The sequence below is a fragment of the Vibrio sp. 10N.237.312.B06 genome, from assembly GCF_041464685.1.
Classification (GTDB): domain Bacteria; phylum Pseudomonadota; class Gammaproteobacteria; order Enterobacterales; family Vibrionaceae; genus Vibrio; species Vibrio tasmaniensis_A.
The window spans coordinates 46,316-60,232 of the sequence record NZ_JBFSPI010000001.1; the positions used below are offsets into that span (position 1 = coordinate 46,316).

Below are 13,917 nucleotides of genomic sequence, written 5' to 3' on the forward strand. Positions count from 1 at the left end.
CCGAATTGCAACAATTAACTGTTTTAGGGGACTGTTTTTAGATCTTTATATAAAACAAGGACTAACAATGGGTGTTTGACGCAGTTATCGAGCTTACACGTGTTCACCAGTAGGTAGGCATGTTCACCAATACTGTTTATTTGGATCCGACTTTTCTACCCATTCCGGATCTTGACGTGATTCTAAATAGAGCTGTAGGCCGTTATAAGACATGAAAGCAGCAGGGCCACCAAGATGTTCGAAATAGTCAAAATAATCATCTTCGAGTGCGCAAAGGTGAGCTAAATCTATAACGTTATTCATCATTGCCCATTGAATAGCGAAAACCGGAGCCGTCGAACCTGAAATGCTGACCTCTTCGACATTTGGGTTGAACAGTGAATTGGCTTGCTCAAGCTGTATCTCTTCTTGTTCGGACTCCTGCTGTAACACCTCTTCGATGATCTCTGAGCGTTTGGTATTAGAGACATTCTTGTTCAGCTTGGCGATTCGAAGTGCGTAGCTAAAACGGTCTGTTGAAACAATGTCGACAAGCTGCGACAACAGCTCTTTGTCTACGCCCGCAGCCTTGGTGAAATAGTCGATACATGAATTGATTGATGCGTAACGAGTACCGTCAAACTCAAAGCCACTGGTTTCGTCGTATACCTCAAGTGGGATGTCATCAACCGACAAAGGCCAGCCTTTATAATCGACTCGTTGTTTGGCTATTTGATACATCTTCCAAGCACTACGGCCAAACCCGCCAAGCGTCGAGCCCGAGAAATCAGAATCGATCAGCTCTTGCTCCGTCCAGTTCTCACCGATGCCAAGGTGCTTAGCGTACTTGTCTATGAGTGCGTGTTTTATCTGATCGCGCGCAGCCCAAATTGAAGTCAGACTCTTGGAATAGTTAATTCTCGCACACTCCTTACAAGCTGGCAGTGCAATCGGAGAATAGTCTATCTTGGCAATAGCTTGTGCAGTCTTAGGGAATTCAACAACATCATTGGAAGGTTCACCACAAAACCAACAGGTGTGGCGCAGGTTGAACGGGGTGTCTATGTGTGAGTATGTGGTCATTAGTCTTTATCAGTTAGGTACTTGAGGCGAGTTAATCATCTTCAAACAATTATCTCTGTTCGCACGTCAGCTTGCACCTTGTTTGTTTTTGTTTTGCTGACGAAACTGATTCGTGATGTGACTCGCCTGATGAGCTCATTAGGTGGATATTGATATAAAACAGTCACTAACGATAAATATTGATTGGTGTGGCTGAACTTACATGACTTGCTAGCAATCGCCTAAGCTCCCCATTACTATTGAGATAGACTCCTTACCCCAATAGTGCATATGTCCTCATCGATTCCTTTTTACGATAAAAATGCTCACACACTTTGCCAGCAGTACAACTCAGTGACGTTCGAGACGGTACATAAAAGCTGGCAAGCTTATTGGCCTTTAGAGGGCGATAAAGTACTAGATGTTGGTGCAGGAAGTGGTCGTGATGCGCTATGGATGCACAAAGCCGGAGCTGATGTTATTGCGATAGAACCAAGTGCTTTATTACGCGAACAAGGCTCGAAATATACAAGCCCAAGTGTAACCTGGGTTGATGATTCACTTCCCTCGCTTAGCCGTACTGAAAACCTCGGAATGCGTTTTGACTTGATATTGGTGAGCGCGGTTTGGATGCATCTTGCTCCGTCTCATCGAGAGCGTGCATTTAGAAAGTTGTCTAACTTGCTGGCTCCAAATGGCAAGTTGGTGATTACTTTGCGTCATGGGGAGTTTAAAGACAGTCGACAAGGCTATGAAGTCTCAGTTGAAGAGCTCGAGCGTTTATCAAAAAACAGCGCCTTGTTGGTTCGTCATGTTGATGATAGCCAAGATACATTGAACCGCAGTGAAGTGTGGTGGCAAACCGTGGTGATGACATTACCAGATGATGGCTCCGGCGACTTGAACAAGGTGCGCCACATTATTGTGAATGACAACAAGTCGGCCACATACAAGCTGGCCTTATTAAGAACTTTACTGAGAATTGCGGATGCTCATTCAGGCGCTGTGATTGATCGAACGGATGGGAAAATCTCTCTACCAGTGGGCTTAGTTGCTCTGTATTGGGTAAGGCAGTTTAAGCGTTTGATTGATATCGATATAGAAGGCGCTGGGATTCAGCAAAATAGCAACACGAGTAAAGGCCTCGGATTTGTAAAAGAGGATGGTTGGAATAAACTCAAACACCTCAGTGCTGATGATCTAGCGATAGGCACTATGTTTCTCGGCGATGAAGCCAAGGCACTACAGAAGCTGTTTTCACAAACGATCAGCACCATTAAATCAGGGCCTGTGACTTTTATTTATCAAGGCTCGAAAGACAACCGACTATTCGATATATACCCACCTCAGAAACGACGGAAGAGCCGAGAATCACTGGTCATTGATAGTGAGTTCTTAGAAAGCTTTGGCTATTTCACTCTCGATGAAAGCCTGTGGGAGTGCTTTAGAATCTACCACTCTTGGATTGAACCGCTGGTGGTGAATCAATGGGTCATGGAGATGCAGCGTTTCGAGTTGAACCGACAGCGAAGTATCTCACTACAGACGTATCACGACTGCTTGGTATGGATCGATCAAAACCACGATACTCGCGATGTGCGTAAACGTGTCGAACAACTTAGATCTGAACGTGCCGATATTGTCAGTGTCTGGAGTGGAAAATCATTAAAAAATGAGTATCACGTTGATCACTGCTTGCCTTTTGCTTATTGGCCGAATAACGACAAGTGGAACCTCTTTCCGACCACAAGCAAAGAGAACCTAAGCAAAAGTGACAAAGTTCCTACGGCTGAAAAACTTCGAGCGTCTAAGTTTCGTATTCTCGAATGGTGGCAATTGGCGTGGAGCGATTCGGCTCATTTTGAACAACAATTCTTTTCTGAAGCCGCTCTTTCGTTACCTAACATCCCTGCGAAGTGTCGAGACTTTGAAGAGGTGTTCGATGCAATGGGCTTGCAGGTACGTGGTGTAAAAAGCAGACTGCTGATTAGTGAGTGGCACTGATCATTTAGTGGGCTAGTTATCCCAAATAACCCTCAACAAACTAATAATCGAGAGCATAATGAAATACATCGGAATTGATGGCTGCAAGGCCGGTTGGATCGCTTGGATTATCTCTGATAACGCGGTACCTACGTTCAAAGTAGTAAACACGCTCGATGAGTTGGTTGATGATCTTACGGGAGCAACAACGTTAATCGATATGCCTATTGGTTTTAGCGATTCACAGACTCCGGATAGATTATGCGATAAAGCAGCAAGGCGCTTTCTCACCAGTAAGCGTGGCTCTTCCGTTTTTCCTGTTCCGTGCCGAGAGGCGGTTTACCAAACCGATTACATTGCGGGATGTAATGCCAATGTGGAGCAGCTTGAAAAGAAGTTTTCTAAACAGACTTGGGGAATTGTGCCCAAGATCCGCGAGCTTGATGAGCTCATTGAAACTCATCCCAATCTTTCTATCAGGGAATCACACCCTGAGGTGGTGTTTGCAGCTTTGAAAGGCGAACCGCTGATGTTTTCCAAACGAACACAAGAAGGCAAAGAGGAACGGCTTTCTATTATTCAGCAACTTGCCCCTCAATGGTGTGACGGCTTGTCGTTGGCCATTTCAACCACCAAGCGTAAAGACGTCGCGATAGATGATATTTACGATGCTTTTGTACTTATGTTGGTTGCCTATTACGCTCCGCAATTATCGACCTTACCTGAACTTTCTGATGTTGGTGGAGAAGCTGACAAGGATCAGAACGGACGAGTTAGAGAGATTGTCTATTGGAATAAAGCGCGCTAACAAATCGTGCGCTCAACTTGGCTTAATATGCTATTTTCCAACTTCTGCTACTTTCCACTCTTATTATTTTGAGTCTTTGATATGAAACGTTTTATTGTCGGCTGTCTGGCCACTGTGCTCAGTGCTGCGAGTTATGCTCAAGTTGCGCCTATATCTCAATGGCAATGCGATATGATGAAAAAGAACAATGTATTGAGCAGCGGTGCGCCTGTTGGTTGTGAACGGTTATCTAAAGTGGATTTCGATTTCATTAATTTCAAAGGGGAGACGCAACAGGGCAATATGATCGTGCTTGATGTTATTGCGCCAGCTGTTGAACAAATCTTTTCAGAGCTTAAACAGCGCAATTTTCCTCTTCATTCCGCTCGCCTAATGCGTGAATTCAGAGGTGACGACAACGCCTCAATGGATGCGAACAACAGCAGCGCGTTTAATGCTCGTCCTATTACAGGAGGAGGGGGATGGTCGAAACATGCCTATGGTGTGGCGATAGACATTAACCCAGTTCAAAATCCTTTCTTAGAGTTCGATAACAACGGAAGAATCACGGTAAAGCCTTCACAATCTGCGACTCGCTATGTGAATCGTACTCGTTTTCGCGCGCGTGATGAAATTGAACGTAGTGGCATGGCAGAAGATGTAGTTGAGCTTTTTGCCCATCATGGCTTTATGATCTGGGGAGGGGATTGGAATAGCCCAATCGATACTCAGCACTTTGAGGTCGGCTCAAGAAAGTTCGTTAACCAAGTGCTCTCTAAAGCACAACCTGAAGCCAAAGTGTTATTTGAGCGCTACGTCGAATCTTATCGTCAATGTTTTGAACAGAATAAAGGCGAGGGAGCAGAAAAAGCTCGAGCTATCTGTGCAAAGAAAACAGTCGGCACTTTTTAGTGCTATGTTTATCTAGAACCGTTTGTGTTTTAGCAAGTTAAACTCGCTTCAGGTGTGTTTTGAATAGCTAAGGTCAGCGCTTGTCGTTGGCCTTTTTGGTATTCATTTTTTCAATAGAACACCACATATTGAAAAGGTTATCGGGTATCCAATGGTCAATAATCGATAAGCGAATGCTGCGCAAAGTCATCGGTTTGTCATCGAAAAACTCATAGCGTTAACGTTATGTGAGAACCATTGCTGGTGGGGGAACTATTTGCCGAATCGCCAGTATTATTAGTGAACTGATCACAACGGACCAACTAATGAAAAAGATACCTTTGGCTCTAACTCTTTTAAGCACTCTACTTTTTTCACAATATTCTTTGGCTACAGACACTTCACACACCACTCAAAATCCGACCTACGAACTTGATGGTAAGGCGGTATTAGGGCGTACAGAGAATGTATACCTATCTAGCGTTCAAGGGCTAAAAGACGTTCCTTTCATTGGTAAAATCGATACCGGTGCAGAAACCACTTCTATGCATGCGGAAGACATTCATGTGAAGAGCTCTAATGCCGACTACCAAAACCTCAAAGACAAAGAGTTGATGGCGGCGTTAACCGAAGACCTGTTGAACAATTCCGATGTTGATTACGATGATTGGGATGGCAGCGCCTTTGCGAAATATGAGGCTGTGGTGTCTTTTAAGGTTCAAAACCCGCGCACGGGAGACATGGTATTAATCGAAGCGCCTTTAGAGCGTGTCAGCATGATACGCAGTCGCACTAGCAGCACGCCTTTGCTTCGTCCTACCGTAAAAATGTCGCTCACCATTGCAGACCAAGAGCTAAAAACCGATGTTAACCTGACCGACAGAAGCCATTTCTCTGCGCCAGTGTTGATTGGTAAAACCTTCCTTGCTGACAACGCTTTAGTGTTTGCGGGCTATGACTACTTGCAAGAGCAGGAAAACGCGACCGTTGTTGGCCGAAAAGAGGTGGTGTCTATCTCTGGAATGGCGATGAACGCGACCTTCTCATTAAAAAATCGCTACAGCATCCTTCATGCAAAAGACATCGATGTAGATAAGAAGAACAGTGAAGTGACGTTTGATATGTTCGACAACGATGGCAAGCAGAAAGAGATGACACTGCCATTAGTTCGCATGTTAAGCGTGAGTGGTAAGAAAAGGCCTTTGGTGTATGTGCCGGTTCAACTCGATGAAAACACAACCAAAGACGTTCTTGTGTACCTACGTGAGCGCTCGAGTAGTGAGTCGCAGTTGAGATTTGGTACCAGTACCGCCAGTGAACTCTTCATGATTGATACCAATGCAGAAAATATTCTTTCTGAAGGTTCAGAAAGCTTTAGTGATGTCGCTAAAAAGAGTGAACCTTTGGTTATTTCTCCAGAAGAGGACATCACCCTTGATGACTTCCCTCTAAAGGCCGTTGCCTCATTCACTGTCAACACGCCTTTGTTGAAGGTCGACAGTTTTGAAATGACAGGTAAAGGCAAAGATGCCTACGTTGAATTTTACCTTACGGATGTAAACGGTGAGAAGCAGAAGGTGACCAAGCCAATTATTAAGAAGCTTAAAGTCGGTGATGATACTCGTCCGGTAGTGAGTGGTGAGTTTGCGGTCTCTGGAAACGTTCGTACGCAAGAGTTTGCCATCGATGTGCTCAATACGAATGAGAAAGAAGCGTACTTTATTTTAGGCAAGAAGATGGCAAAAGACGGTGTGTATGTGAACACTCGCTCTGACTATCTTTTGAAAGCTGAGCCTTTGTTTAAAGTTGGGCACATTGAAGTTGTTGAAGTGAACGGCATGAAGTTCCCAGCCAAGTTGGATACTGGCGCAGATGTAAGCTCAATGAATGCAGTCAACATCAAACGATTTAAGAAAGACGGCCAAGACATGGTGAGTTTTACCTATCAAAACAACCAAGGCGATAAGCAAAATTTCACCAAGCCAGTGATTGATGTAATGCGCATTAAAGCCAAGAAAGGCGAGAAGGTGAACATTCGTCCTGTCGTTGAAATGAAGGTTAAGCTCGGAGACTTAGAGAAAGAGGTGAGGGTAAACCTTCAAGATCGCTCTCGCTTTGAATACAGCATGATCCTAGGTAAAAACTTCTTAAAGCACGGCGCAGTAGTGAGTAGCGATGAAGATTACTTACTGGGCGATATGGAGTAACACCTAAATTTATCTAATTTCTATCGGTTCAACTTCCTCATCAGTAACTGAACTGGCTGCGTTAATTATCAAGTAGGTAACACAAAGAGCTTTTGCTCTTTGTGCTTTCTATATTCTGATTAGATAGCTTATCTATAAGTTAAAGCTCAATTTCAGTGATGAGTGGTGATTGTTTAAGGAAGTGCTTACATCTAGCCACAACGATTTCACGGTATCGGTTTAAATAAGGTAATTGTGAATCAGAAGTAGGAGTGACGAGAGATATAGCATCATCAATGTTGTTTATAATGTCATTTGCGATCTTTACTAGGCTCTGTTGAAGCAATTTTGGTGAAATACCACAATCGTCAGCAAACTCTACAAGTTGGTAGGCATTAATAGAATCTGAGTCAAATTCATCCCCAATTGCCATCGCAAGATCCTGCTCAAATTCAGGGTACATCCTTACATTGACTAGATCGTAAAGTGGCGTTGGTGTTAAGCCCGATTTTTGGACAAAGAAACTGAAGTTTTTGCCATGTGCATCTGCGTTATAAATGCAGAGATTGAACATTGCCCACTTTAGGATCGCTAGTTTTGCCGCTAATGGGTTTTCACATTGCTCTGTTACCGAAAAAAGTCGGGTGAAGCTGACACCATCACGAATATGACTGACATCTCTTTGTTTACCTAAGTTTCGTTCATACTTTCTATCGACACCTAGGTTACAAGCTTGACAGGCATCGATCATATGCCTTCGTTTCACACTTGTTGAGCTAAATAGCTTTCGATCAAATCTCTCTACAATTAAGGCTGGAAATTGGTCAAAATACCGCAACTCAACATCAGCAACATCTAGTTCAACTAGCTTCGCTAACTTCATCGTCACAAATTCATTTATGACAAGGTGTTGTTGGTCATTTTTTTCGAACTTCACAATATGAGTTGAGCATAGTTCACCTTCTCCAAACCCTAAGTTTCCATCGATAGATAAAACGTTTAGCTTAGATTGAACCCCCGCTACTGATAGTCTTGGTTTTCCTTCCCATATTTCTAAATACCAAAGCTCAGGGTCAGATAGTTTCTTAATTAATTCACTATCGTTGATTGGGTTGAAAGAGGTTTCAGTTTGAACTGGAGAAACACCTTCAGATAAGAACATCATTGCACCTGATGTATCTGTTCCAATACCACCAACTTGTGCAAATACGTTTGAACGTGATACGCCAAGAAAGTCGATCAAATAATCTAACCCTTTATTTTCAGGGAGCAAATTCTGTAAGAACCTCCTGATATTGACTGATGGTATATCAGAGTTAAATGGAAGGTGTGGCGATATGGGAAACCCATTATCAATCCAATCTTGCTTGTAGATTACAGATAGAGCATCACTTTCTTTACTCAGTGATAGTTTGCCTATGACTTGCTGGCTATAGACTATATCGAGGATGTATTGATTAGACCCAGACGTCATTACCTTTCTCCTGTGATGAGAATGAAGCATCTAAGTCTTGCCATGGTTGTATCGATATCTTTATTCCTAGAGCAGACACAACTTTCATTAAAGAGGTTAGTTTAATATCGGAGCTGCCTTGTTCAATTTTTATGTAGGTTTGTTTTGAAACACCAGAAAGCAATGCTGCATCTTGCTGAGTGATTTTACTTTGAGTTCTTTTTGCTTTGATCGCCTCACCAAGTAGTGATGGTGTGAACACCTGGTTTAGATCTGGTGACTCAGTTGCTTTTACTTTCTTAACCATAGAACCTCCATATAGCATGATGCAATAAAGTATGTCTTAGTAGACTTTTAAGTTATTTATACGTAGATTTTAAATAAAAGTCTATTAAAGTTCACTTTTATGGTGAATACATTGAGTTATCACATAAAAGTCTACAGTAGTGAGCTTTTATGCTTACAAACTTGGCGATCTTATTAAAAGTCTAATGTGATTTACTTTATCTAATGAAAGAACAATAGAAAACTCAAAGCCATGGGGCATTGAGATACCTAAAGTATGGCTAACTCTCTATCGGAACCTTAAGGTGGTCGTTCAAGTATTGTGTGTAATATAAAGGCATTACACATTGTCTTGCTCTCACTTCTTGTTTCAACCTTTACTGTCAGGTCTAAGGCTTGAATGATTTTAAACATGGTAGAGAGCGTGGCTTTATCTGGTCTAGTTTCAAAGTTAGAAATGGTAGCTTGCTTTATGCGACTCTCTTTGCCACTTCGAACTGAGTCCATTTATTTTTTTGCGTATTAGCAATAAAGTATTGGCTAATTGTTGTGGGCTATAAATCACAAGTTGTCACTTCATATTATGAGGCTTGACCCCCATTAGAGGATATTGGCCGTGCTATCCCAACAAAGGGATATATATAACTTTATACCTTTCAGGGGATAATCAAAGCCTTTAGCTTAAAGAGGTATTGCAAGAAGGTGGATACCAGCCTTTATTAGACTTGTCGCTAAGTTTTTCTGCGATTGGCGATTATCCATGCGGGTAAGGTGAGGTGATGGTTACACGTAAGTAGATCAAATATGCCACATAAAAGTTAATTAGAAATACTGACTTTGAAGCGCATGAGATGGTTCGAAACTAAAGTCATGGGAATCAAAAGCACTTTACACCGTGCGTCACCCTGTGAGTGAAAGGTAGCGCGTTTAGTACCGACAGCATAATTGATGATTATAAAATACAAAAAGGGCCAACTCTTTCGAGTTGGCCCTTTCCAAACGTTTGGTGGAGCTGGCGGGAGTTGAACCCGCGTCCAAAAATCATTCATCATTGGTACTACATGCTTAGTCGATCTTTAATTTCACCAGCAACCTGCGAACCGACACGCTAGTTAAAGGCTAACCTGAATTGTTATTCGCGCTTTTCCTCTCAGGTGGGAGAATCCGCGCTAGCTAGTTTGGGTTTGATCTCTTATTGGTCCCCGTCTTACGAGCGGAAGCTAGGGTAAGAGAGCTCTGAGCAGGTTATTAAGCTGCTAGTGCGTAGTTTTCGTCGTTTGCGACTATTTTTTTGCGGCTTTTAACGTGGCCAACCGCCCCACGGCATGCACCTCAGACTTCAAAATTCCTGTCGAATCCTAAATCAGCCCCAAGTGTTATTTGCATAGTACCAGAAAAGCTTTGCCTGTCTAGCACTGTGCGTTTAAGTGCTTAAAATTAACGCAAATTACTCTTCATAATTCGTGCTTTATCTCTCGCCCAATCTTTTTCTTTCATATCAGTACGTTTATCGTGCAGCTTTTTACCTTTCGCTACGCCAACTTTAATCTTCGCCCAAGAGCGAGACCAGTAAAGTGCGGTTGCGACAAGTGTCATGCCTTCACGGTTAATACGACCGATAAGGTTATCGAGTTCTTTTCTCGACATTAGTAGTTTACGGATGCGTGTTGGGTTCGCCACGATATGAGTACTCGCTTGAGTTAGCGGAGTGATCGTCATACCACTGATGAATGCTTCGCCGTCTCGGATGTAGACGTAGCTTTCTACGATATTGGTTTTGCCTTCACGTAGGGATTTTACTTCCCAGCCTTGTAGCTCAAGCCCCGCTTCTATCTCATCATCGATGAAATATTCGTGGCGAGCTTTCTTATTAAGCGCAATGGTATTACTACCGGCTTTTGATTTTGATTTATTCTTTGCCATAATGGCCTCATTATACGGATTGCACCCTAGTTGGGGAATCCTTTTTATTTGCGCTCTGGCCCAATACAATTAAAATTGCAGTTTGTGTTAATGTAACGCTGTCTTTAACAGGAGTCTATATGCCAAAGGTTACTCGTTCAGCATTAGTGTCGTTTAGTGCCGACCAGATGTTCAGCTTGGTCAATGATGTTGCTCGTTATCATGAGTTTTTGCCAGGGTGTTCTGGTTCACGTGTGATCGAATCTTCAGATTCAGCTATGGTGGCTTCGGTTGATGTATCTAAAGCCGGTATCAGCAAAACATTTACTACGTCTAACCGTTTAGCGGATGGCGCTGAGATTTTGATGGAGCTGGTGGACGGCCCATTTAAGAAACTGCAGGGCGGTTGGTATTTCACTCCGCTCGACGATCAAGCGTGTAAGGTTGAGCTTAAGTTAGAGTTTGAATTCTCTAGCCGAATGATTGAAATGGCATTTGGTAAGGTTTTCAATGAGCTGACGAGCAATATGGTCAGTGCTTTTACTCAACGAGCGAAACAGGTTTACTAAGCCATGACTATTGAATCAGATATGATCCACGTTGAGGTTGTGTTTGCACTTCCGCACGAACAGCGTGTGTTTACCTTGGTAGTGAACAAGAACGCGACCGTTGAAGAGATCATCGCACAGTCTGGTGTTTTGGAACTGTATCCAGAGATCGACTTAGCGAAAAACAAGGTTGGCGTATTCAGCCGTAACGTTAAGTTGGATGCGACGGTTCGCGATAAAGACCGTATCGAAATCTATCGAGCATTGTTAGCTGATCCTAAAGAGATTCGCCGTAAGCGTGCTGAACAAGCAAAAGCAGCCGCAGCTAAATCGTAGTGCTAAAAAAATTCGACTAAGAAGAGAGCTCGCAATGTTGGCGAGCTTTTTTGTGCCTGTTGGTTAGACACGCAGCTAATTTGTTAGCAGATATTAAAAAGCCTGCTCGTGTGAAGTGAGCAGGCTTTTGCGATTCATACCTTGTCGACTGGAAAGCTAGCGAAGGCTTTCGAAGAACTCATCACTGGCTTCAAAGTCACCATTGATCGTTACTAGAGTGCCAGTGGCATCAAAGTTCACGACAAGGTTTTTCTGAATAGGGTCGTTATGGCCTTTTTGGTGGTGGTAAATATAGTACCACGTATCTGGGTAGCCATTTTCGATAAGCATAGGTGAGCCCATAACGTAACGAACTTGTGTTTTTGTCATGCCAAACTTTAGCTGATCGACAGCTTCTTGTTCAACATAGTTACCCTGATTGATGTCAATTCGATAAACCAACTTCTCTAGTAGAGAGCAACCGGTCAACATTGTTAGTGCAAGTGGAACTGCAACTAACCACTTTTTAATTCGCATAGTTTGAGATCTTTCTTCGCTAAAATACTGCCTGATAATAAACAAGCTCCAGCAAGAAGTAAAAAGCTCCTTGCGCTTTGAGCTTGTTATGACTGGCAATTTTGAATTAAGTTGCAAAATTGCCAAGAATTTTCGGTAAATTATCAGAAAGTTGCCGAATATGTAACCTATGCTGCGATTAATAACTCTTTTGCGTTGGCCAGTGTCGATTCGGTAATCTGACTGCCACCAAGCAGTCGAGCAAGCTCTGAAACGCGTTGTTGTTCATCAAGCGTGTGCATTTGAGTCTCAGTTTTACCTGATTTCGTGTTCTTCGCAACAAACAGTTGTTGATGTCCACAACCTGCGACTTGAGGTAAGTGCGTTACACACATCACTTGCGTAGATTCGCCCAGTTTTCGAAGCATTTTTCCGACAACCGCAGCGGTTGGTCCACTGATACCCACATCGACTTCATCGAAAATCAGGCTTGGTGTATCCACTTTTTGCGCTGTGATCACCTGAATCGCTAGTGATATTCGTGATAACTCACCACCAGAGGCCACTTTAGCAATGGGCTGCATTGGTTGGCCAGGGTTGGTCGAAACAATGAAGGTCACGTTATCCATACCCAATGGAGAAGGGTGTGTGTTGGTGTTGTTCACTTCAATGGCAAACTGCGCTTTTTCCATACTCAGTTCGTGCATGCTTTGCGTGATCAGCTTGTTGAGCTCTTTTGCGTAACGAGTTCGAGATTTATGAAGCTTCTCTGATTTAGCCACGAACGACTGGTATTGGTTTTCTACTTCGTTTGCTAATTCTTCCAACTTTTCATCAGAGCAATCAAGCGCTTCAACTTGTTGTAATAAGTCTTGATGATGCTTATAGAGCTCTTCTGGCAACACGTGATGTTTACGAGACATCGACATTACTTTTGAGAAGCGCTCTTCAACGTAAGCCATACGACCTGGATCGACATCAATGCCATCTAGGTATGTTCTTAACTCGTTATTGGTTTCTTCTATCTGAATAATGGCTTCAGACAATAAGTTTGGTAACTCAGCCAATCTTTCATCTAGCTCAGCTAACTGAATCAGGGAGTTATTGGCCGATTGCAGAATACCAAGCGCATTAACTTCTTCGCCTTCATAAATAAGCTCGATAGCTTGTTGGCAGGTTGTGGCCAGTTCTCCGCTATTGGAGAGGCGCTTATGCTCTTGTTCGAGGTCTTCATATTCTTCCTCCCCAATAGACAGCTCATTTAACTCTTTGATTTGGTATTCAAGAAGTTGTTTTTGAGCTTGGTTTTGCTGGCTATTTTCACGTAACTCTTTTAAGTGGTTATCGGCTTGTCGCCAGGCTTGGTAAGCATTACGTGTCGATTTCAATAGGTTCAAGTGACCTGCGTATTGATCAAGCATGGCCATTTGGTAATCGCTTTTCATCAACTGATGGTGCGCGTGTTGACCATGAATGTTGATCAACAGCTGTCCAAGCGATTTTAATTGTGAAAGAGGCACGGGACTGCCGTTGATGAATGCGCGAGAACGACCTTCTTTAGAGATGGTTCTGCGTAGGATGCATTCACCGCCATCAAGCAGTTCATTGTCTTCTAACCAGCGGGTAGCATGCAGATTGTTCTCAAGTAAAAAAGCGGCACTGACTTCGGTTTTTTCTTCACCTTGTCGAACCATTCCTGCATCAGATCTTCCTCCAAGACACAAGCCTAAAGCGTCGATAGCGATAGATTTACCCGCACCAGTTTCTCCGGTGATTGTTGTCATGCCTTTAGAGAGTTCTAGCTGTAAAGACTTAACAATAGCGAAATTATTAACACTTAGATGAGCCAGCATTTTTATTTACCTGTATAACTGAACAATACTGTATATAAGATCAGTATATACTGTTTCTTTATACAGTAAAGTCAGCAGGTGAATTTTTTTTGCGACAGATCTCAGAATTGAGGTTGTTCGTAGATCACTGAAACCGCTATAGATTCCCAATTCAGTC

At 42.9% G+C, this 13,917-nt stretch carries 12 protein-coding genes and 1 other RNA gene; 6 read left to right on the top strand and 7 right to left on the bottom strand.

The features are described from left to right. Window positions 1-123 precede the first annotated feature (123 nt). Window positions 124-1,062, bottom strand: coding sequence for a hypothetical protein (locus AB6C75_RS00210; RefSeq protein WP_372106321.1), 939 nt, complete (start codon window positions 1,060-1,062; stop codon window positions 124-126). A 270-nt stretch (window positions 1,063-1,332) separates the two neighbouring features. Between AB6C75_RS00210 and AB6C75_RS00215 the strand changes: the two genes are divergently transcribed. The 4 genes from AB6C75_RS00215 to AB6C75_RS00230 all read left to right on the top strand — a co-directional run bounded on the left by AB6C75_RS00215 (window position 1,333) and on the right by AB6C75_RS00230 (window position 6,909). Continuing rightward, window positions 1,333-3,045 (top strand): class I SAM-dependent methyltransferase, encoded by a 1,713-nt coding sequence (locus AB6C75_RS00215; RefSeq protein WP_372106323.1) that lies wholly within the window; start codon window positions 1,333-1,335, stop codon window positions 3,043-3,045. A 58-nt stretch (window positions 3,046-3,103) separates the two neighbouring features. Then, window positions 3,104-3,832 (top strand): DUF429 domain-containing protein, encoded by a 729-nt coding sequence (locus AB6C75_RS00220; protein ID WP_372106325.1) that lies wholly within the window; start codon window positions 3,104-3,106, stop codon window positions 3,830-3,832. 81 nt (window positions 3,833-3,913) lie between these two features. Beyond that, window positions 3,914-4,723 (top strand): M15 family metallopeptidase, encoded by an 810-nt coding sequence (locus AB6C75_RS00225; protein ID WP_372106327.1) that lies wholly within the window; start codon window positions 3,914-3,916, stop codon window positions 4,721-4,723. A gap of 305 nt (window positions 4,724-5,028) precedes the next feature. Then, window positions 5,029-6,909: an ATP-dependent zinc protease gene (locus AB6C75_RS00230; RefSeq protein ID WP_372106329.1), complete on the top strand. Its 1,881-nt coding sequence runs from the start codon at window positions 5,029-5,031 to the stop codon at window positions 6,907-6,909. Between the two features lie 139 nt (window positions 6,910-7,048). Here the strand turns inward: AB6C75_RS00230 and AB6C75_RS00235 are convergent, their stop codons facing one another. The 4 genes from AB6C75_RS00235 to smpB all read right to left on the bottom strand — a co-directional run bounded on the left by AB6C75_RS00235 (window position 7,049) and on the right by smpB (window position 10,549). Then, window positions 7,049-8,362 carry a HipA domain-containing protein gene (locus AB6C75_RS00235; protein ID WP_017098055.1) on the bottom strand — a complete coding sequence of 438 codons (1,314 nt, stop codon included), beginning with the start codon at window positions 8,360-8,362 and terminating at the stop codon, window positions 7,049-7,051. Beyond that, window positions 8,346-8,648, bottom strand: a complete 303-nt coding sequence (locus AB6C75_RS00240) for a helix-turn-helix transcriptional regulator (RefSeq protein WP_372106331.1) — start codon at window positions 8,646-8,648, stop codon at window positions 8,346-8,348. The genes AB6C75_RS00235 and AB6C75_RS00240 overlap by 17 nt, the downstream gene beginning before the upstream one ends. A gap of 982 nt (window positions 8,649-9,630) precedes the next feature. Then, window positions 9,631-9,997: a transfer-messenger RNA gene (ssrA, locus tag AB6C75_RS00245) on the bottom strand. Window positions 9,998-10,063: 66 nt separating this feature from the next. Continuing rightward, on the bottom strand, window positions 10,064-10,549 hold the full coding sequence (gene smpB, locus AB6C75_RS00250) for an SsrA-binding protein SmpB (RefSeq protein ID WP_371715122.1): 486 nt from the start codon (window positions 10,547-10,549) through the stop codon (window positions 10,064-10,066). 119 nt (window positions 10,550-10,668) lie between these two features. Between smpB and AB6C75_RS00255 the strand changes: the two genes are divergently transcribed. After that, entirely contained in the window at window positions 10,669-11,097 is a 429-nt protein-coding gene (locus AB6C75_RS00255; protein ID WP_012603332.1) for an SRPBCC family protein, read from the top strand. A gap of 3 nt (window positions 11,098-11,100) precedes the next feature. Then, window positions 11,101-11,412: an RnfH family protein gene (locus AB6C75_RS00260; protein ID WP_004735158.1), complete on the top strand. Its 312-nt coding sequence runs from the start codon at window positions 11,101-11,103 to the stop codon at window positions 11,410-11,412. A 156-nt stretch (window positions 11,413-11,568) separates the two neighbouring features. On the opposite strand, the gene bamE is transcribed toward AB6C75_RS00260, so the two are convergent. Both bamE and recN read right to left on the bottom strand, forming a co-directional pair. Further along, entirely contained in the window at window positions 11,569-11,928 is a 360-nt protein-coding gene (gene bamE / locus AB6C75_RS00265) for an outer membrane protein assembly factor BamE (protein WP_009848326.1), read from the bottom strand. 167 nt (window positions 11,929-12,095) lie between these two features. Continuing rightward, on the bottom strand, window positions 12,096-13,760 hold the full coding sequence (gene recN, locus AB6C75_RS00270; protein ID WP_102258213.1) for a DNA repair protein RecN: 1,665 nt from the start codon (window positions 13,758-13,760) through the stop codon (window positions 12,096-12,098). Window positions 13,761-13,917 lie beyond the last annotated feature (157 nt).